The organism is Paenibacillus vandeheii, assembly GCF_030433635.1.
In the GTDB taxonomy this organism is placed as follows: domain Bacteria; phylum Bacillota; class Bacilli; order Paenibacillales; family Paenibacillaceae; genus Paenibacillus; species Paenibacillus vandeheii.
Genome location: NZ_JAROCD010000001.1, coordinates 41,515 through 62,853, shown reverse-complemented (window position 1 = coordinate 62,853; position 21,339 = coordinate 41,515). Strand labels below are relative to the sequence as shown.

The window sequence follows — 21,339 nt, the reverse complement described above, 5'->3', positions numbered from 1 at the left end:
CATTTATTTGAAATATATGAGTTAACTATCAAATAAACAAAGGCCATCCCTCTCAGGTGGCCTTTGTTTTCATTCTTTTATTGAGATTAAACGTACATTGCGAGCAACAGTTTATAGATCATTGCCGCGGCTTCCGCACGGGTCGTCATATTTCCCGCACGAACTGTATTATCGGTATATCCGTTCACAATCTTGGCCTGAACGGCTGTATTCAGTGCATCTTGTGCCCAAGACGGAGTTTGCGTCGCATCAGTGAAGCTTGGTTTTACATTATCTCCACTCACTCCCGCCTGTGCATCTGCACTTAACCTCAGCGCATTCGCCATCATCACGGCCATCTCGGCACGAGTGATCGTCTGATCAGGCTTGAATGTATTATCACCATAGCCCTTCACGATTCCGGCTTGTACGGCTGCGGCGATGTCGCTCTTCGCCCAGTCTGGCAGACTGCCTTGATCTGCAAATGTCGTATCCGACTGCACAGACTTCAAGGCCAGTGCCTTACTGATCAACGTAACAAACTCTGCCCGTGTAATTTTCTTGGATGGTTGGAATGTACCATCTGTGTAACCTTGGATCACGTCCATGCCAATCAAACGATCTGCATAGTCGGATGCCCAGTGTCCGTTCAGATCGGACAGATTTGCTGGTGTGTAACTGGACACCACGAAGGCACCCAGATGATTCACATTCGTCGTTACCGTTCCTGCTGCGTCTGTCTTCCCACCGACAAATACCCAGCTCTGACGAGCTTCATTATAATAATAGATCGCTGGCTGTGTTCCTTCAGGCAGCGTGGAAGCATCATATTGCAAGCTAAGTGCTGCCTGCTCATTCAATGTCCGTCCGCCAGTGCGGCTGATTTGTACCGCTTGACCCAGTACGTTCAGCGAAGCCGTGTTCTGCAACTTGTCTTTGGTTACAACAGACAGTTGCAACGTATCTTTTTGCCCAATGGCTCCAGCCGGAGCGCTGAATTGCACGATATCTTTCAGCCCCGTTTGTACCGGCTGATTCGCTTCGACCTCTACTTTCAATTCAGTAAATGAATCTGATCCCGTATCCGGGTTGGTAGGTGTGGTCGGAACGGTAGGCGTTGTTGGCACACTTGGTGTGCTTCCTCCCGAATTCCCGCCAGAGTTGCCTCCATTATTGCCACCTGTATCCCCGCCGCCATTGCCCGAACGAGCTTGAACGGTAATGGTGCGGATAACTTCCTGTGCAGCATTTCCCGCAATATCCTTCACGTTATAACGAAGGGTGTAGATTCCCGCTGCTTGTGTGTTCACTGTGCCGTCAATCTGCACCGAACCACGGATGCCCACATTATCGGTAGCCTGTGCTCCAGGCTCGTTATACGTATCTCCCACGGTTAATGTCATCTGGCTGCTGCCTTGCAGGGTGATGACAGGGATTTCGTGGTCTACTTTGACCACCAAGGGTAAAGTATACGTTTCGCTCAGATCGTCTGTCGCTCTGAATGACAGCTTATGCTCTCCAGGCTCGTTTACCTCCAAAGGTGTATTCTCCGTATACGGCTCATACGTCTGACCTCCATCACGAGACAGCTCGATCGTCGCCGAAGTGGCTGGCGCGTATACTGCGCTGGTTACACTAACCGTTACGAACTGGTTTGTCCATGTATCCGTATGATACGGCTGGCCGTCAGCGGTGGTCATGTTGCTTTTTAACACCAATACCTGATTATTCGTTCCTTCCACAATGACAGTGAACGTTCTGGTATCCGTTTCGCTGCCACGTTGTACCGTTGCCGTCAATTCCAGTCGCTCATTATTCTCAGGCTGTGTAAGAAGTTTCCCCTGTGCATCCATCAATTCCGGGTTGGAGCTGGACCAGCTAATCGTGGCTCCATGTTTTCCTTCAACAGGAAGGGTAAGGTCGGAAGTGACCGCGCTCAGATCGCCCAGATCGATCGCTTGAAGCGTATCCGTTACCGCCTGTGCATCACTGTAAGGTGTAGCACTTACGAAGATCGGATTGGAGTAGAACCACAGATCGCGATAGTTCTGATCATTGATCTCGTTGAACCGAGTCTCTGCATCCGCTGTTGTGATCTTCGGATCAAGTTGTGGTTCACCATCTACAGTCTCACCAGCAACATTCATGCCCAGATTTGTACCACGCAGGCGATAATATTTATCCTGATCTGTGGCTTTGATCTTGTACGTGATGACATGGTAACCTTCGGCATCTGTTGTCCAATCGTTGGACGTGAAGGTTGCCAGCACTTCGGTAGAGTCGTTAGTATCTTTGGAATAGGCGGCTGTGCCCTTCTCCGCCTTGCCCGTCACATCTCCCGCGATGAGATCGACATGATCTACCACCGGTACTTGTCCAGCGGACATACCGCTGTTGATTGGTTTTTCATAGTTGTTGCTTGTAGTGGGACTCTTGAAACGGATTTTTAGTTCCACTTCGTCACCTTGGGTCACACCCAGGTCTCCGCCCATTTCAGCCTGAGTGCCTGCGCCGGAAGCCGTGAAGTCCAGTGCGTTGATCAGATCACCGAATACGGAAAATGATTTCCCCGAACGCAGTCCTTCCAGCACTGCCTGCATGCCTGTACCATCAACCCACGAATAGGTCTTGGCATATTCGCCCGGAAAATAACCGCTGGAATTCGAGTCAATCGTCTTGAAATGGTAATCCGAATTGCCATAGTTCCAGAAGTGACGCCCTTCTCCCAACAATGCATCCCATAGACCACCCACCTTGGCGACCATATAGTCCACACCGCCGTATGTACGGTATTTGTATCCATCATCTGCGGTCGGATCGGCTACATTGTATGTTGTGTTATACCCGCCGCGATCCGGTTCCATCTGGTTGCCCAGCATACCTTCGATACCGAATACGATTTGTGGCGCCAGATCGTTGAACTCACGGAAGTCAGCGATGGTATATTTGTTTTTGCCCCGTGAAGGGTGATTGATCATTGCATAACTCGTCGTTGGATACTTGGTTGCCAGCCAATTGATAGCAGCTAGTGCATCCTGATGGGTCGTATAGGCACGTCCCCCTGTCATATCCCAATTGGCTACGTCAGTTGGATCGAACAGATTCGCTGCGCGATTCGTAAAACGATATTCAAATTCATTCGCAGCTTCCAGCGCTTCGGTTGAATTCGGCTCATCCGTGAGAATCCCCACCCCAACGTGTTCATGCGTCGGCATGTCCCATTCGAAACCGGAGAAAATCGTTTTGCCAGCGTATTTCCCTGCTTCCTGAAGCGCTTTGATCTGTGGCACCTGATATTCGTTCATGCCTTGGGACATCGGAATCGATCCGCCTGGAATGTCTACTCCGTTGTGATCCCGCTTGGATAACCGCAAATGATCCGTAAGCGCGATCCAGTCCAGACCATACTTCGTCAGTCCCGCGTCGAGTACATTTTCCAGCGAATTCTGAGCATCATCGGACTCAAACGTATGTACGTGCAAATCTCCCGTTTGCCATGACCCTGCTGCCGAGCTGTTGGTCGGCGTGTTATCTCCCGCATCCGCATACGTTACTGGAGCAGGGAAAGCTCCCATTACAAGGCCCGTAGCCAGTGGTATAAGCGTAAGCATAGCGAGCATTTTCTTTCCCTTATTGTTGAACAAGATCATCCCACCACCGTTCTGAGTTGTTGTGTCGGAGTAAATATAAGAGACTTTGGGGGCAAGGTCAACGCAATGAAAGCGCATATTAAAAATTTGACATATATCTGCATGGCTTTACATTTCGTTAACGATGTCTTTTGTTTTGTATATGAAGATTATGCTCAGTCTTACTCCATATTAAGGTCTTGAAATGTGCTAGAGAGAAGTTGCAAGGGGGGGAAGAAAAATTCAGAATTTGTTCACCATTCAGGAAATTTTCACCACTGCTAGCGGACGATTAGGAAGATAACTGACTGGCGTATACATACTGTCCGAGGACAAGAACCTGTACCGATTAACGCGTCCTTTATACAATCATTCATCCCAATAGAGAAAGACCGAAGTCATCAAATTGAAAAACCTTTAGCACGGCGGAATATGAATGTAGCCCTATCGGGTCTTGATTATAAAAGGGAATAGACCAAAGTCCAGTACTCCCCTCCTGCGGTAGCCGAGTCCCCCACCCGACCGCAGTCAGGTGTGTAGTTGATTCTGAATTGGTATATTTTTTGAGGTAATGATTTTAAATTTGGGAAGGGGAACTGGTAAGTGAAAGTTGTACTACGAATCTTGATGTATGTCCTCGTTTTGATCATCATTGTGGGAGGGGCAGGCGCCGTCGGTTTCACCCATACAACGAATGCTGGAATGTCGCTCTATAACAAGAATACTCCTGCATTGGATCATGTAAAGATACCTACATATGATGCTGACAAACCAACCGTAGCTGTTTTGCTGGCAAACGAGGTAACAGAAGTTTTTGATTTTCTTGTCCCGTACGAAATGTTTGCCCTTACGGGGGCTTACAATGTGTTCAGCGTGGCACCTGATCACAAGATTAAATCTTTAACCGGAGGACTGGATGTTGTCCCGCATTATTCGTTTGCTGATATGGACCTGATGCTTGGCAAAAGTCCAGATATTATCGTCATACCGTTTATGCCTATTTTAGATGAGAAAAAATATGCACCAGTCCGTGAATGGGTCCGCAATCATTCGAGTGATAAAACCATTCTTCTTTCTATATGTAATGGCGCGGAAAATCTGGCGGATACCGGCTTGCTGAACGGAAAAATGGCTGCGACTCACTGGGGAGATATCAATCGTCTAATCAAAAATTATCCTGAGATTCAGTGGGTGAAAGATCAGCGTTATGTTTCCCAAGGTAATATCGTCTCCTCTGCCGGCCTTACATCCGGAATTGACGCGACCCTTCACGTGATTTCCCAGCAGTTGGGCGAGGCAGCTGCGAAGAAAGTGGCGAGTGAAATTAATTATCCCTCTTATCATTATGTAACACAGCCTAAAATGGAACCATTCACGGCAGGGTTGAGTGATATCACGTATATTTTAAATCAAGCTTATCAATGGAAGAAGGACAAAGCAGGGGTACTGCTATATCCAGGTGCAGATGAATTAGATTTGTCCGCTGCCTTCGATACCTATGCCGCTTCTGGAACGACGACTACATTAACTGTGTCTCGTGAAAATAAACCGATTGTAACCAAGCACGGCCTGAATTTGGTTGCACGTTATCAGATGGAAGAGGCCCCCGCATTATCAAAGATGATTATCGTCGGTGCTCAAGCCGAGTCTGTAGCTGCTGAAGATGTCCATCAATGGAAAAAAACGAGCAATAGTGCTAATATGCTTTTCTTACACAGGGATGCGCAAGGGCGGTTTGCAATGGACCCTGCAATTGAGGATTTGTCCAAGCAAGAAGATGTATTAACAGCAAAATTTGCTGCCAAGCGACTCGAATATCGCGCTACCGACCATTTGAAGCTGGAGGGAAACCCTTTCTCAATGGAGTCATTTGCTGTGCCGATTATACTTGGCATGCTATCTCTGCTTATCGGATTTTTCATTGATCGGCGATTGTTTCATAGGCGTGGGTAATTTTACAGGATCGCATCAAAGGATTTGGAGTTTAAATCAGCTTGAATGTGGCTACCGACATATCGGATGGACTCTATAGCGGAACCGTCTGTTCAATCCGGAATGAAACAGGATTTTACATTTAATTTCTTATATGGATGTCCGCCTATTTGCGGCACCTCGGATTCCACCTACTGGTTATGACTATTCTAACGTATACATAAATTCCCAACAAAATTCCGCCTTAGTGAACTCGCAGCACCTGTATATATCGCTGCGAAGTTGGTCAATCTCCTTATCCACATTTCGAGAGATTCTATGGTTTTCGGCTAAGCTCTCTAATCTCTACGTTAGTTATATTTCTCTACATGACTTCTCCTCTCATTTACACATCTTATTTCAGATAGAGTGGGGAAACCGGGCACACAAGCGCCTCATTAAACCGCGTCCGAGAGACTTAATCTAGATACAAAATCTCAATCTCGCCCGGAGCGTAGGATCGCTCTGCGTAGTTCCCCCCCCAATCACAAAGCGATCTCAAAATGGGTTCCAGTGATTGACCCAGTTCTGTTGTTGAATATTCCACCTTAGGCGGTACTTGATTGTACATTTTTCTGCGAATTAATCCGTCTGTTTCCAGTTCCCGAAGTGTTTGAATCAGCATCTTTTGCGATATATTATTAACGAGTCTCTTAAGCTCCCCGGTCCGTTTAGGTCCTTTTATTAAATAGTACAGAACAAGCCCCTTCCACTTTCCTCCGATAACCTCCAGTGTAACTTCCAGTTCACAGTAAAAAGTTTTCATATCAATGCACCATCTCCCAACCTGAGAATATCCCCTTCATGTATCGCTTAATCCTTCAAGAATCACTGACGGAAAAATTGTACGTTACATGGAGGGGATAATTCAAGCGCGTTAAGTTTATTTATAAATCTTTGTCGTTTAATAATTATTATGTCCTGGTTAAACTTGAGCCACTCCGCCATCTACGAATAATTCAACGCCGTTCATATAACTGCTTTCATCAGAGGCTAGGAACATGACCGCATTTGAGATCTCTTCAACCTGTCCCACTCTGCCGAGCGGAATATCATTTTTTGCCTGTTCCAGGAAATAATCTAGTTCGGAGCCAAATAACTCATCGTACGCCGGCGTTACGACTGTTCCCGGACTAAGGATGTTCATACGAAGTTCGGTCCCTTTCATATCAAGAATCCAGCTGCGGACGAGCTGTCTGATCGCTGCCTTTGAGGCACCATAGATACTAAACGCTGGCATCCCCGTCGAGCCGGCAGTGGATCCCGTTAGTATAATCGAACCTTTTTTATTTGGAAACAAAGGTAATGCCTTTTGTACTGTAAAGATGGTTCCTTTCACGTTGACATCGAAAGTCTTGTAGTATTGTGCTTCTGTAATTTCTCCTAATGGAAGCAATGACCCTAGTCCGGCATTTGCAAAGAGAATGTCCAAATGTCCCTTCTCTCGCTCTACTGTTTCGAACAATTTATCTAGATCTTCTGACTTTGATATGTCACCTGGAACGCCTGTAACATTCTTACCGATCTGCTTTACTGCTTCATCCAGTTCACGTTGTCTGCGTCCCGTGATAAAAACATAAGCCCCTTCTTGTACGAACTGCTGTGCCGACGCGAGACCGATACCGCTTGTACCTCCGGTTATAACTGCTACTTTTCCGTCAAATTTCCCCATTCTATAACACTCCTATTATAAATTTTTATATTGTATAGGATGCTCTGTCCACCTCATGAACTTCCTATGAACGATAGTATGGAGGAAAAGTTACAAGAAAAACAGTACCCACTTTTTAGTGATATAGTCACCAAAAAGTAATAATTGAGGCGGCACAAGCGTTTGTTTTACCCGCCTAGTAGACGGAAGTAAACTCCGTTAAGTTTGATATGGTATATGTTCTTTTAATTTCTGCCGGAATTTTCTACATCTACAAGTCATCTATTAGTTGTTTACTTTCCAATATGGCTAATGTAGTTCATAAAGTAGGTACTCTGGGTTTGACTGGGTTTTGACTAGCTTTTACATGTTTACTTCTGTGAAGCGAGAGTTAACGGGTTGTGAAATGTGGGCATTCTCCACTTTATATTTAAACTAGAAAGATTCTCCCAATAAACCGATAATGTTGAAGATGGCATATTACGCACAGATCATATTACATAGAAGGAGTTGCACACTTTTGAGAAGATTTTATCCAGGTTTGGCGTTAACTATTATAGCTTTAATTTTACTATTACTAAGTTCTACTACAGCAGAAGCAGCATCGAAGAAAGTAAATTTAAAATTGTCAGATGGAGCGACGTTTTATGGCGAAGTTTCAAACGGGAAACCTCATGGTAAAGGGACAGCGAGATGGGGAGAAACCGAAGTATACTCTGGGGATTGGGTGAATGGTAAGCGGCAAGGAAAAGGCAAGTATACATATAAATTAGTCGAAGGTGCGGGTGTACCCTTTGATGATTATGATGAATCTAACATGGGTAAAGGAACAGGTGAATTCACCACAAAAACCTACACCGGATCGTGGAATAATGATACATATCATGGAAAAGGAAAAGAAATTACGCAATGGTTAGAAGTACAGTATCTTACTTCTGATGACAAGGTTCATCCTATACCTGGAAGTTACATAAACACCATTAACGATGGAACATTCAATCAAGGCAAGATGTCTCAGGGATATTACGCAATCCACTCCTCAGATATTGTCTCACTAAGATATACAGATTACACGACGACAATCACCCTCGAAAACTATTATTTCAATGGAAAGTTAATCGGGGACCCGTACTTTTTTGACACGATTATCAATTATAAAAAGAAAGACGGCTCTTCAGAAAAATATATTGGAATTAAACCTTCCGAATTCTCCAAAGGCACATTAACTAGTGGCAAATTCACGGGGTCTACGCATCTAATCGATTATGGTAATTCAGTTAGTTATTCTAAACAAGTCGTAAAGAACGATAATGTATTAAAAGAGAATTACATAACATCAGCCTCCTTTGATAAAGATCGCAAGAAAATTCTTAATGAATTCCTTCAAGCGATTAGACCTTATTCAGTAAAACTCAATTACATATCCAACGAGATCATGTCATTAAAAGACATGAACTATATGGGGATGATTCCCTAGGTAGTGGAGGTCACGAAATGAGAAAAAAACGATGGATTAAGAGCATAGTCATTTTGATTGTCATACTTTTCATGAGCGAGTTAGTAATGTTGTTCTCAGGAAAAGTTGGGATTCTCAACACGACGAAAAGAGTCATTGCAGGTGCCCCCCATGTCATGGTTCAAGGACAAACGTTATCTTACCAGGGAAAGATTAATTTTGAGGACATTCAAAGTGTCGAGGGATATTCGACAAGCGATGAAGGGGCGGTCTTATATAAAGCAAAAGGCACCCCTATCCCACCACCTTGGATTTATGTAAGGAAAGAAAACACTACCTTTTTCCGATATAAGCTTCCACAGCTTCCTTGGAAACTATGATTATTTGGCTGCAATCGCGAGCGGACATCACTAAATGTCCGCTTTTGCTATGCATTTTGCAGTCTCTCTGGCTCAATGATGACATATCCTTTGGTTTGCGTATCGAATACAATCCACACTATAGAACCTCTCACTTACCTTAGCCTGTGCTCCAGGCTCGTTTTGGAACGACAAATACCTACGAACATCCAAGACAATGTTGTCTTGGGTCCGTAGGTATTTGTAGAATTTTAGAAATTAATGCTTCATCAATCAGGAGACATAGTTAACGTAAACACACTCTCCCAAGGCGTTTTTATAATATCATTTTGCCTCGTGTCTACTTTCAAGCCATTCGACCAAGAACCCCATGCACTTCCATTACTAAATTCAGGATCCGAAGTTAAAGGAACATCTACATACATCGCATAGCTACCTATAATTTTCTTGTCTTTAGGAGCAGAAATGAGTTGTACAACACGATCCTTACGAAGCTTCAAATCATTCGGTGCATTGGCTTGCACAATCTCATATTGAATGTAGGTACGCATATACAATAACCCATTACGATATGTCACCATACTTGGTTCGGGCCGAACATCTCCCTGGATAATCACTTTCTTGTTCTTAATCCATTTCACATACGCTTCCATCTGCAGCTGTCTGGCTGTCTTATCACCCATCTTGCTGGTAGAACCACCAGCATGGCTTTCCAATGCTGTTGCCCAATTCATATTGATGGTGCGATAATCTGTATTCAGCAAGAGCTCATAGTACTTTGAAATATGATTGGCGTAACGCCCAAAGTCATCACTGGTTAACTCAATGGGAAGTCCCACGGCTTTTGACCGGTAGAGCTGCGCTGCATTCAAAGATAAACCTTTGGGAAAATTCGCCTTAGGAAATTCTTTCTCATAATACTGATTAGGGATACCCGCGAGAACATATGGATATTTTGACGCTTTAGCAGGCAAAGCTTTCGTTCTAATTAGTTTACCGTAGTCATCCAGATTATCCTTTTGTGTAAAATCAGCAGTATATATCCCATATGATCTATCGAATGAGTAGTAATTGAATGTTAGATTGAATGCTTCAGAAAGTACCCTTAGCGGGACATAGACTTCCCCATTACGGAACTGCGCTGAGGTATTTGAAGAAAGGACATTCCCTTTGCCATCGACCATACTGCTTTTGGTCACAGATAACGAATGGGTAGAATCGTTCATGTTTAATTTGCCGTTGGATATAGAAGCAGGCCATTTTGCTTGTTTGGCAAAAGCGAGTGCCGGGATCAAAACTTCCTGTTTTATCGTTAGATAAGGTTTGTTCGACGTAAAATAGAGATTTTTACCGTTTAAATTCAAATGAATGCTCTGATCCCATACATTGAGCGTAGGCCACTGAAATGGAACCTGAATAGGGATAGGTGAGTTCTTCTTTTTATTGGGCAATTCCACACCAAGGCCACCACTATTATTAAACCCCCAAGCCCATACACTCAGATCCTTTTTTTGAACAACCATGTGTCCACTGTCTGCTTCACTTAACAAACGTACATTCTTGAGAATAATCTTGGGGATCGTGACTTGATTGGCTGTCCCATCTCCTAACGTACCTGTACGATTGTACCCCCAACCATATAGGTTTCCAGCTTCATCCAAAGCAAAATTCGCATCGGATGATCTAGAGATATCCTTAATTTGGGGTAACTGCTGTATTTGCACAGTAGAGTCACCGTTTTTCGACCATACGGTGCCATCTTCTTTCAGGAATACATATCCGTCATGGTCTACCTTTTTGACATCCGTTATGTTTATGTATTGTCTTGCTACAGAACTTCCAGGCATAACATGCCATACCGTACCGTCTTGCCGAATGAAATACGACCCGAAGATGTCTTTTACCTTATCAAGTCCAGGAATAAGTGTAGGTAACGAAGGTTCAGAATAAGAATTTTTCCAAACTAGGACCTGCCCATCTTTTCGTAGTGCATAGATAAAATCTTGAGTAGCCTCCACTTGGACAACCTTTTCATTTTCACTGAAGTGAGTCTTATCTTCTGAGTACACCTTAGTATACTCCGCTAGTTCACCGACTCCCCTACCTTTCCATACTGTTCCATCCTGGGTTACCACAATAGCCGCTCCGTACACTACAGAAACGTCTACAATATGATTAATTCCTTGTAATACGGATTGTGTATAATTCGTCTTGCTGCCTTCGTCACTACCAAAACCACCCCATGATATCAAAATTCCTTCTTCCGTTAGAACCTGAGTACCTGAGTAAGAAGTGATTTTTTGGAGTTGTGGAACTTCATTAACAGAGGTTGCTGCATTAGTGTACGATGGTGCTGTTGTGAGAACAATTAGAACTAAGACTAACCAAACCTTGAAAAACTTTTTCATTGTATCCTCCTAATATGTACTAAAATAATAATGTCAGTCTAGCAGTCTTGGGTAATTTTTACTATCCATAAATTTCTGTCATCCCTACAAAAGTAACAAAAAAAGCCATTCAGCATACATATGAATGGCTTGTATTGCTTTACACACACCCCTCAACCAAACCTACCACTAATATAATCCTGCGTACGCGAATCAACGGGCTCGGCGAACATGTCTTGGGTAGCGGAGTATTCCACGACCTCCCCATTCAGGAAAAACACCGTCTGCTGGGAAACCCGTGCTGCTTGCTGCATATTATGCGTAACCATCACGATGGTATAGCGTTCCTTCAATTCATGCGTCAGTTCCTCAATTTTGAAAGTCGAGACGGGATCAAGCGATGCGGTAGCTTCATCCATCAGCAGAATGTCCGGCTCGACCGCGAGTGCACGTGCGATGCAGAGGCGCTGCTGCTGCCCTCCGGACAGGCTTAGCGCTGAACGCTTCAGGTTATCCTTCACTTCGTCCCACAGGGCAGCGGATCGAAGGCTCTGCTCCACAATTTCGTCCAGCTTCTTTTTGCCATGAATACCGTGTTGTTTTGGGCCAAAGGCCACATTTTCATAGATGGATTTCGGAAAAGGATTCGGTTGTTGAAACACCATTCCGATTTTCTTGCGCAGGGATTCCACGTGCACGTCACCACTGTAGATATCCGTTCCGCCCACAGCCACTTGACCTTCGATCCGTGTTCCGGGGATTCGGTCATTCATACGGTTGAGTGTACGCAGCAGCGTGGATTTCCCACACCCGGATGGCCCGATAAAAGCCGTAATGGCCCGCTCCGGAATTTCAATGGAAACATTTTTAAGTGCTTGAAACTCGCCGTAATATAAATTCAGTTTGTTGATCTCAATAATTGGCTGCACAACGTGCCCTCCCGGTGTTGAATTAGAATGTGTTGCTGGATGAATACGGTGAGCTCCATATGATTCTTATGTTCTGTTGGTCCGATACGCCTTTTGGGCGATACGTCTTTTGAGCGATGCGTCTGCAGGGTGCGGATGGACCTCTGGCAGTCTGGTCCGTACGCCGCTGACGTCTTAAACCTGTGTTTTGCGTGCATTCAGCCACAGGGGCACACGGAACAAAATATTAATAAGCAAGGCCACAAAAATCAACACTGCCGTAGCCTTCTGGGCAATTTCCTCGGCATCCGGCACAATCGCTTCCGATTGAATGTACCACAGATGCACAGCCAGCGTTCCTCCCGGCGAAAACAGACTGAAATCCCACATCTCCCCTGAAGTGGATACCCCAGCGGTTAGAATAATGACCGCACTCTCCCCGAATGCCCGGCCTGCCGTCAGGCAGATGCCTGTCATAATTCCGTTCAGGGCTACAGGCAGCAATACATGACGAATCGTCTGCAGGTGGGTGGAACCCAGCGCAAAGGATGCATTGCGAAGTTCAACCGGAACCGCCTTGATCGATTCCTCCGTCACTCTTGTGAGCACAGGCAGATTCAGGAAGGCAAGACTGACCGCTGCGCCCAGAATCGTAAGACCAATCTCAAAATACTCGACAAACAGCGCAATCCCAAACAACCCGAAGATGATTGAGGGCACCGAAGACAGACCCTCCACGCAAATTCTAATGATCTCCATAAGTTTGTTGTTTGGCGCAAATTCCGCGAGATAGATCCCGGCTGCCATACCAATCGGAATGGAGATGAGCAGGGAGAGAATCAACACATAGAACGAGTTGAACAGCGCCGGGCCGATCCCGCCCCCTTCTTCAATCTCGCTCGGCACCCCGTACAGGAAATCCCAGCTCAGCAAAGGCAGCCCCTTTTCCAGAAGCAAGAACAACAATCCGACGATAAATAAAATGACGATAATGCCTATACCCCATACCAAACCTGTAAAAAGCTTGTCCATGAACATGGAACTGCTCCGCCGTTTGGCAAATGAATAGGCGGGGACCGGAGTTGCCTGCTTTTTTATACTCATGAGGAGTGTCCCCCTTTCTTCTGAAGCATTCTTACAGCTACAATCATCAAGATGGATATGGCAAGCAGGATAAAGCCCATCATGTACAGGCCGTGATTCCAGGTCGAATCGAATTCCACACTAGAAATCTGCATGACAATATTACTGGTCAGCACGGCTGTGGGCGTGAACAGACTGTTTGCAAGCTGTGCTGTATTCCCGATAACCATTACTACAGCCATCGTCTCCCCAATGGCGCGGGTCATTCCGAGAATGACAGCATACATGATTCCGCTTCTCGCCGCAGGCAGAACCACACGGATTACCGTTTGAAACCGGTTGGCACCGAGTGCATATGCAGCATCCCGGTACTTGTTCGGTACAGCGGATATGGCATCATCACTGATCCGGCTGATTGTGGGAAGCACCATGATCGTAAGAACGATGGACGCCGCAAGTAAACCGTCCGCCAGGTCATGTCCACTGAGATTCCGGAGCCAGGGAATGAGGATTGTCAGTCCCAAGAAACCGTACACCACGGAAGGAATACCAACCAGCAAATCCAGGACAGGACGCAGCGTTTGGCGAAGCCATTTTGGCGTCATCTCGGCCAAAAACACGGCAATAATGACGGAGATCGGAACGGCAAACAGCATGGTAAGACCGGTCAAGGCCAGCGTTCCCAGGATAAAAATCAGCGCCCCGTAATGTTCATTCTCCGGGTCCCAGTTGGTGGAGAAGAAGAACTCGGTCAGTGAAACGTCCGCAAAGGTGAGCACTCCTGTGCGAAGCATAAGAACCAGAATGCATAACAGGACCAGGCAAACAAACAGTGTACTGCCGATGCAGACCATACGAAACAGTTTGTTGGACCACCTTAAACGGGCCTTGCGGTCGAACCTTGTTCCCGAACCGGGAGCCTTGCCAAGGCTTGAGCCGAGCTCACTTGGAGCAGCGCTGTTCGTGGATGGATTCAAATCGATCATGAAGGACTCTTCCTTTCACATAGAGAAGCCAGCTTGGCGACCGTGCGCAGAAGCTGGCTATCCCTTTCCTTATGAAATACACAAATGGCGAACGTTCGCAGCCTTGTTATTTAACGGCAGCAAGCGGAATGAATTTCAGCTTTTTCAGGGAACCGTTCTGGAACTTGCTGCTTTGGATATACTCGATGAACGCTTTGGTTGCTCCCGTAGGTTGACCTTTGGTCATGTAATATCCAATGCCCCATACTTTATATGTTTTGTTCAGGACGTTTTTCTCAGTTGGTGCTACACCATTGATTGATACAGCCTTCATTTTGCTAGTTACATAAGGAAGGTCAATATAACCAATCGCATTAGGTGTCGTTTCAATCGTGGTTTTCATATCACCGCTGGAACCAACTTCTTTATAGTGATCTCCTTTGCTCATGAAGTCCTTACCATCCAGTGCTTTTTGTTGGAAGTTAACTCGTGTGCCGGAACCAAACTTACGGTTAACCACAACGATGTTGGCATCCGATCCGCCGACTTCCTTCCAGTTTGTCACTTTGCCAGAGAAGATGTCCTGCAGTTGTTTGGTTGTCAGATTGCTTACACCCACATTGCTATTCACGACAGCCGTGAACACTGTTACAGCTACCGGATTGGCTACCAAGCCATCAAATTTCTTGAAGCCAGGTACATCTTTGGATGCATCCCAGTCTACAGCGCCAATGTCCGCGATCCCTTTACGAACGGACTGAGGACCTGTGATGGAACCTGCCGCGGAAGCGGAGATTTTGACTTTTGGATTATCTTTTTTGAATTCACTCGCAGCCTGAAGCGTGAGCGGAAGCAGCGCTGAGGAACCGTTAATGACAATTTTGCCTTTCTCTGTGCTCTTGGCAGCAGATGCCGTTGTTGCGCCACCAAGTCCACCAATTAGAGAAACAGCCATAAGCATTGCTGTGAAGGGTTTGATCCATTTTTTCATGTTAATTAAACTCCTCTCGAATTAAAAAGCTTTAATGTTACTTCATGTCAAAAATTACTTCGTAACAGCTCTCCAGCTGCCACCAGCTTGTACCAGAACTCGGCCGTTCTCCACCACAGAGATTTGCGATCCGGCAACGGAAATGGAGGATACGTCGGAAGATACGGTATACAGCTTGGTTTGTTTGCCAGTTACCGGGTCAATCGAAAGGATCACGCTATTGCTGTCATCCTGGGCCGCAAGTACATACAAGATGCCACCCGACAGAATCGCTTGCTCTACATCGTACTCGGCATACACTGGAGTGGCCTTCTGAGTTGCATCCACGGATAACAACGATGCTTTACCGTCTTCGGAAGGTACACTCACGTAGTAGGCTTTTTGTCCGTCAGCAGACCATACAAACACCTTATCATCGGTTGATGTTGTAAGTTTCACAGCCTCTGGTTTCGAACTATCTGTGTTATACGAAAATATTTGCTGTTGATTGGATGAAAAATCAATGGAGACATTGTCTTCATCTACATTGGTTGTATCCGAAGTTACTGTACCAAGTGTCGTTACCGTATAGATGAATTTCTTGCCATCAGCAGAAACATTCAGGTTTTCCTTATAGTCCACCTTGTCTTCGACCACTTTCGTAATCGCGCCATCGGCCAAATTCAGCTTGGCAATGACGGAACCTTTATCCCCTTGCAGGAAATAGATTGCATTCCCGTCAGCAGACCATACCAGTTCCGGCTTAATGCTGTTGTCGCTCGTGATCAGTTTGGAAGACTTGGTCTTCAGATCAAGGACGTATACGGCTCCTTCCGCATTTGTATAAGCCGCTTGATCACCGCTCGGAGAAATGACGAGATCTGATCCTCCGTCTGTGGTTAACAACAGATCGTATTTACCGCTTGTCGTATTCACGAGATAATCCGTTCTGCCATCGTTGTTGCTCTTGGAAACAATCAACTTGTCCGCTCCGGCAAAACGTGGATTCTCGACTTCTTCGAGCAAAGATACCGTGCTGATTTCAAGCAGTCCGTTTCGTTTAACGATCGTACCGCCAACGCCCGACACCAGTGGACGAAGTGCAACGTAACTTGTACCACCAATAATGGTAACTGGTTGATTCAAATTTACTTTGGCGCCATCTACAACGATTTGTTTGCTTTTGTTTTGCAGTGTTACGGTGTGATCATTCAACTTGATCACTGTCGTTCCACTATTTACTTCTGCTTGCGCGCCAATGGCTTTGATCACATCACGAAGTGACACGAGAGTCTCGCCATTTTTAACGATGGAACGGACGATGATACTGCTACCGTTTATTGTAAGCGTGGAATTTTGTACCTGGGCTGCACTAGCCGCAGGTTTGACTGCAGGAGCAGCCGATACAGCACTAACCACAGAAGTTCCTAACACTGTGGCTACCATGGACACTACTAACGCCTTTTTCATTGACATTATCTCTTGTCACCCTTCTCTATTCCATTTAATTTGACTTGTTTTGTCGTGCCCTGCTGTCTGGTATTCAATGCATGTATCGTCTTTATGAGAGCTTGTCCGGCCCATCCCCCCAAACTTCCACGTTCATAGTAAAAATTACCTATCACGATTGTAATTATAGGAGAGATTTGTAAACGGGAAATCCTGGAATTGTTAACGAATTGTCAATGTTTTCATAACACACAAAAAAGAGTCGCTGGAATACGACCCACGACTCGTTTTTTGTGTTAATATGCGGCTGCAGTATTACAGAAAATGTTGATTCTTCAGACCTCAATTTGTTCATATAATTGTCTCGTGACAAGAGAGGGCTGAATATTAAGCTCGGTCAATCTTTCTTTAAGATTGCGATAGATTCGGAGCACATGATCATGTTTGCCCATGTACAAGTATGCCTGCATGGCACGACGGTAGGCTTCTTCTTCGTATGGTGATTGGCTGATTGCACGTTCTGCTGCCTCTGCTGCTTTTCTGCCGTTATTGGAATTCAGATATTTCTCGGAAAGCTTCAACTTAAGCTCCAAGGAAAATTGCTCCAGCCGATGACTTAGCTCCAATACCCATGGATAATCCTCCTGCGGTAACAGTTCCTCCTGATACAAATGTAAGGTTTGCTCGATTAGCGATATCGGCATATCTACTTCTTGCTCCATCCTGAACGAAACGTCCAGAAAATCATATACGTCTGCTCTGATCCGTTCCTTATCCAGGATATAGTGCTCACTTTTATATCTCAACAAATGTTCAATACCAACGTTCCGCAAGTTTTTTCGTAACAAGCTCACACAGGTATGCAAATAAATTTTAGCTTTCTCATAAGGTTCATTAGGCCATAACTTTTCGATAATACGATCACGGTGAACCGCACTTGTCGCAGGGTTATTCAGCAGCAAATACGCAAAAAGCTCCTTCTCTTTGGCTGTTCGCCACATCAGCGTCTTTCCGTTTGTGATTGCAACGTGGAAGGTTCCGAGCAATTGGACAAACAACTTATCCGTACTATCGGAATTGACGACAACGGGATCCATGGATCTGCTCTTCTCCTTCGTCCATCGCTCAATGGTCCGTGACAAGCGGTCCATCTCGATCGGTTTGAGCAAATAATCCAGTGCTTCATGTTCAAAAGCGGCCACAGCATACTGATCATAAGCGGTCGTGAACACGATCACGGCATCCGGTTCCACATCGTGTATGTTCGCCGCTAACTCCAATCCGCTCATTCCTGGCATCTCAATATCCAAAAACCAGATATCCGGCCGGATGTCCCCAAGTGCAGCAAGCGCATCGAAGCCATTAGCCGCACGCCCTGCGACGTGTACTTTACCTGTTCGAGCAAGGAACATTTCCAGCATATTTAAAGCATGCGGCTCGTCATCCACCAAATACGCTTGGATCAATGCAAGTTCCCCCTTTACATCATTTATTGGTATGGAAATTCAATCGTTATCTTCGTCCCGTGACCTTGCTCACTCTGGATCACAGGTGCTTGTCCGTTCAGGTGTTTCAGTCGCCTCTGCACATTTTGCAAACCAATTCCCTGCTCGGTATGGCTTCTGTCCAGGATACTTTCCACTTGCTCAGGAGACATGCCAACTCCATCATCCTCAACCACCACTTGAACTTGATTTTCACATTTTTGAATGAATAGCCGAACCGTGCCTCCATCAATCTTCTTCGACACCCCATGCCGGATAGCATTCTCCACCAGTGGCTCGATGAGGAGTGGCATCACTTTACAGGAATACAGTAATCTGTCCACATTCAATTCAACCTGAAGACGTGAACCGAAGCGCTCCTGCTCGATCTCTACGTAGGCCTGAATCAACTCCATCTCCTTGCTGAGCGGAATTAATTCCTCCGAGTTATCCAGATGAAAAAGAATTCGCAAATAACGACTGAAGCTGCCTAACAGCTCTCCCGCTCTAGGCCCGTCTGTGAAGCATAATGACATAATCGTACCCAAGGCGTTATACAGAAAATGCGGTTTGATCTGTGAACGAAGAAACGCCATTTCGTTGTTCGCCGCTTCCTTCACTAACCGTTTCATACCGAGCAAGGTATGTACTCGGACCAGAATCTCACCCGCATCCAGCGGGCGTGTAATAAAATCGTTGCCTCCTGCCTTAATGCATGCCTCAATATCCGCTGGTGTACTGCGCATATTGATAAACAGAACCGGCAGGTCCACCTGGCTGAATTCCAGCCGAATCTGCTTACACACCTCATAACCGGTAACCGAAGGCAGCATCGCATCTACAATAACGAGATCTGGCAGCTTACCGCTTGCAAGTAGCGATTGCACCTCCATGTCAGAGTCCGCAAAACTCACTTGAAAACCTTCTGTAGAAAGTAATGTATTCAGGTGCTCCATGTCCACAAGATCGGTTGTTGCAATCAATATGGCTGCTGAAACGTTGCCGGACGGCAATCCCGATAAATCCTTTCCGTGCTTCTCCTGAGATACTGCAGTCTCTATGACGTTCCCCATGTCAGCATCTGCTGCGGATGGAAGCTCGATCTGAATTGATTCTGATTCATCATTGACGCTAAGCCGGCCCCCCATAATGCTGACAATCTCTGCTGCAACAGACAAGCCTGCTGAACCGTTGTGCATACTCTCTAAATTAGGGGATTCTTCTGTCCCAAATCGGGCAATTTGCTCTGTACGTGCCTCAAAACGAAGTATAATCCGCACTCTCTCTTGATGCCGCTCGCACTCAAATACCAGCTCCCTGTGACTATGCTGACCAATCATGTGATAGACAAGGTTGTACAGCACTTGCAGTAGACGGCTCTCGTCTGCAATGACATAGCGGGCCTCAGGCTCCAGCCTGCGTACCATAACGATTCCTTTTCCAGTAGCCAGAAACCCGAGCACCTCCGTGACCAAAGAAAGGCAGGACACCAGATCAACATTGCCTACCGCAATCTTCATATTTCCGTCTCTAAATCGGGACATATCAATCAGATCATTTACAAGATTGGACATCCGGTATGCCGTATTGCGTATGAGCTGAAGCTTGCCTCGAATTTCCATCTCATTCGTACGTCTCAACGACGTTCCGAGAAGAGAACGGGACAAATGAATGATGCTATGAAGCGGCGAGTTCAGCTCATGCGATGTCAAAAGTAAAAACTCATCCTTTACCTTGTCCGATAATTGGAGCTGCTTCGTAAGCTGCTGCATCGCATCATAAGCTCGAACATATTGATAGATCAGGAGCACGGCGAAGACACTCAAAATAACTAATGTTGTACAATTCAGTAGAATCTGACTCACCGGATACCACGTTACGAGGATGCCAAGAACGTTGTTTACAAGCATAAGCCAGATACATATGATGAGCAGTTGTAACTGCGAACGACTCTTGCTCTCATATTTCTTCATAACATAGTGATGCAGGATGACAGCAAATGATAAGACATAAGACAACAGGTTAACGATATACATGCCTTCCTGAATGGAGGAATACACTCGAAATGGGGATACCACGATCAGGACGACGTATAGAGCAAGCAAAACACTTGGCAGCTGAAGCCATCTTCTGATCGTTTGCCCCAGTGCAGGGGCAAGTTTCCATGTAATCATGCTAACAACGACGGATACACCATATACCGCTGCATATTTCATTTTAAAGGCCAACTCAAAGGGAATTCCCGGCGCAAGCTGTAATAATAGACGCTCCCCATTCGTTACCACAATGACGGCAAAACCCAAGAAGAATAGCGCGTAAAGCAACTGAATGCGATCACGATGCAGACGAAGATAGAGATAAAAAAACAGCAAACCAAAGATGACTACAATCCCCATGATGAACAGCTCCAGTCCAGACTGAATCATCGTTCTTCTTTCAATCTGACTGGCATACCCCAGTTCAATCGAGTTGTAGATGCCACCGCTGCGAAAATCAAAATTAGCTACCTGTAACACAATTTCGAGCTCAGCTTGTTCCGTATGAAAATAAATCGTATATGGCTCATTGCGCGGTTTATAGGATGCCGCAGACGTGCCGGGAAGCCCTGATCGACTCATCAGCTGACCATCCAGATACATCGTATCCGCGAAGCGAACATACCGTTTGGCAATTGCCAGCTGCTCTCCCTGAGGGACATTCCGCACAATCAGGCGATAGGTTCCATACCCCTTCCCGCTCATTGGATAGCCTTGATTGATCACAACCTCATCCCAATTACCAGGCACTTGCATCATAATGGGCTTAATACGCATTAGATGAATCTGCTGTGGTGAGAGCAACTGCTCAGGATAGAATTCCCATTCTCCATCCAGTGGAATAATAGTATGGCTAGTCCATGAGAAATCTGCCAGCTCCAGAGTCCCCTGCTTGGCATCAGGCGTCTCTCGTCCACCCGTAATCTGCAACACAACCACGAGTGCAAGCAGCATTGTCATTAGTCCAACCCCTAACAAAAACCGATCCTTTCTGATGACAGTCATCTCTCCT

General features: G+C 45.7%; 14 protein-coding genes. 3 read left to right on the top strand and 11 right to left on the bottom strand.

Annotation, left to right across the window (positions count from 1 at the left end; translation table 11 throughout):
* Positions 1–86: 86 nt before the first annotated feature.
* Entirely contained in the window at positions 87–3,623 is a 3,537-nt protein-coding gene (locus P5G61_RS00270; protein WP_301243224.1) for an S-layer homology domain-containing protein, read from the bottom strand.
* Between the two features lie 588 nt (positions 3,624–4,211).
* Between P5G61_RS00270 and P5G61_RS00265 the strand changes: the two genes are divergently transcribed.
* Positions 4,212–5,561: a DJ-1/PfpI family protein gene (locus tag P5G61_RS00265; protein WP_301243222.1), complete on the top strand. Its 1,350-nt coding sequence runs from the start codon at positions 4,212–4,214 to the stop codon at positions 5,559–5,561.
* Between the two features lie 436 nt (positions 5,562–5,997).
* Here the strand turns inward: P5G61_RS00265 and P5G61_RS00260 are convergent, their stop codons facing one another.
* Positions 5,998–6,345 carry a winged helix-turn-helix transcriptional regulator gene (locus P5G61_RS00260; protein WP_301243219.1) on the bottom strand — a complete coding sequence of 116 codons (348 nt, stop codon included), beginning with the start codon at positions 6,343–6,345 and terminating at the stop codon, positions 5,998–6,000.
* Positions 6,346–6,504: 159 nt separating this feature from the next.
* Positions 6,505–7,251 (bottom strand): SDR family NAD(P)-dependent oxidoreductase, encoded by a 747-nt coding sequence (locus P5G61_RS00255; protein ID WP_301243217.1) that lies wholly within the window; start codon positions 7,249–7,251, stop codon positions 6,505–6,507.
* A 499-nt stretch (positions 7,252–7,750) separates the two neighbouring features.
* On the opposite strand from P5G61_RS00255, the gene P5G61_RS00250 reads away from it, so the two are divergent.
* Together P5G61_RS00250 and P5G61_RS00245 are read left to right on the top strand one after the other, a co-directional pair.
* The gene (locus tag P5G61_RS00250; protein WP_301243215.1) at positions 7,751–8,707 is read left to right on the top strand and encodes an MORN repeat-containing protein; all 957 of its coding nucleotides are present in this window, start codon (positions 7,751–7,753) and stop codon (positions 8,705–8,707) included.
* Positions 8,708–8,724: 17 nt separating this feature from the next.
* Positions 8,725–9,066, top strand: a complete 342-nt coding sequence (locus P5G61_RS00245) for a hypothetical protein (RefSeq protein ID WP_301243213.1) — start codon at positions 8,725–8,727, stop codon at positions 9,064–9,066.
* Between the two features lie 248 nt (positions 9,067–9,314).
* Here P5G61_RS00245 and P5G61_RS00240 read toward each other — a convergent pair whose 3' ends face one another.
* The 8 genes from P5G61_RS00240 to P5G61_RS00205 form a co-directional block, all read right to left on the bottom strand.
* Positions 9,315–11,453, bottom strand: coding sequence for an RCC1 domain-containing protein (locus tag P5G61_RS00240; RefSeq protein ID WP_301243211.1), 2,139 nt, complete (start codon positions 11,451–11,453; stop codon positions 9,315–9,317).
* Between the two features lie 152 nt (positions 11,454–11,605).
* Entirely contained in the window at positions 11,606–12,361 is a 756-nt protein-coding gene (gene pstB / locus P5G61_RS00235) for a phosphate ABC transporter ATP-binding protein PstB (RefSeq protein ID WP_301243209.1), read from the bottom strand.
* 174 nt (positions 12,362–12,535) lie between these two features.
* Positions 12,536–13,444, bottom strand: a complete 909-nt coding sequence (gene pstA, locus P5G61_RS00230; RefSeq protein ID WP_301243207.1) for a phosphate ABC transporter permease PstA — start codon at positions 13,442–13,444, stop codon at positions 12,536–12,538.
* Positions 13,441–14,409 (bottom strand): phosphate ABC transporter permease subunit PstC, encoded by a 969-nt coding sequence (gene pstC, locus P5G61_RS00225; RefSeq protein ID WP_079350562.1) that lies wholly within the window; start codon positions 14,407–14,409, stop codon positions 13,441–13,443. The genes pstA and pstC overlap by 4 nt, the downstream gene beginning before the upstream one ends.
* Before the next feature lie 106 nt (positions 14,410–14,515).
* Positions 14,516–15,379 (bottom strand): phosphate ABC transporter substrate-binding protein, encoded by an 864-nt coding sequence (locus P5G61_RS00220; RefSeq protein ID WP_301243204.1) that lies wholly within the window; start codon positions 15,377–15,379, stop codon positions 14,516–14,518.
* Between the two features lie 54 nt (positions 15,380–15,433).
* Complete coding sequence (locus P5G61_RS00215; RefSeq protein WP_301243203.1) at positions 15,434–16,828, bottom strand: stalk domain-containing protein; 1,395 nt, start codon at positions 16,826–16,828, stop codon at positions 15,434–15,436.
* A 314-nt stretch (positions 16,829–17,142) separates the two neighbouring features.
* Positions 17,143–18,273: a response regulator gene (locus P5G61_RS00210; protein ID WP_079350564.1), complete on the bottom strand. Its 1,131-nt coding sequence runs from the start codon at positions 18,271–18,273 to the stop codon at positions 17,143–17,145.
* 23 nt (positions 18,274–18,296) lie between these two features.
* On the bottom strand, positions 18,297–21,287 hold the full coding sequence (locus P5G61_RS00205; protein ID WP_301243199.1) for a histidine kinase: 2,991 nt from the start codon (positions 21,285–21,287) through the stop codon (positions 18,297–18,299).
* Between the last annotated feature and the right edge of the window lie 52 nt (positions 21,288–21,339).

Coding starts and splice junctions, on each gene's coding strand:
- P5G61_RS00260 (WP_301243219.1), bottom strand. CDS start 6,345: ATGAAAACTTTTTACTGTGAACTGGAAGTTACACTGGAGGTTATCGGA.
- P5G61_RS00255 (WP_301243217.1), bottom strand. CDS start 7,251: ATGGGGAAATTTGACGGAAAAGTAGCAGTTATAACCGGAGGTACAAGC.
- P5G61_RS00245 (WP_301243213.1), top strand. CDS start 8,725: ATGAGAAAAAAACGATGGATTAAGAGCATAGTCATTTTGATTGTCATA.
- P5G61_RS00240 (WP_301243211.1), bottom strand. CDS start 11,453: ATGAAAAAGTTTTTCAAGGTTTGGTTAGTCTTAGTTCTAATTGTTCTC.
- pstA (WP_301243207.1), bottom strand. CDS start 13,444: ATGAGTATAAAAAAGCAGGCAACTCCGGTCCCCGCCTATTCATTTGCC.
- pstC (WP_079350562.1), bottom strand. CDS start 14,409: ATGATCGATTTGAATCCATCCACGAACAGCGCTGCTCCAAGTGAGCTC.
- P5G61_RS00220 (WP_301243204.1), bottom strand. CDS start 15,379: ATGAAAAAATGGATCAAACCCTTCACAGCAATGCTTATGGCTGTTTCT.
- P5G61_RS00215 (WP_301243203.1), bottom strand. CDS start 16,828: ATGAAAAAGGCGTTAGTAGTGTCCATGGTAGCCACAGTGTTAGGAACT.
- P5G61_RS00205 (WP_301243199.1), bottom strand. CDS start 21,287: ATGACAATGCTGCTTGCACTCGTGGTTGTGTTGCAGATTACGGGTGGA.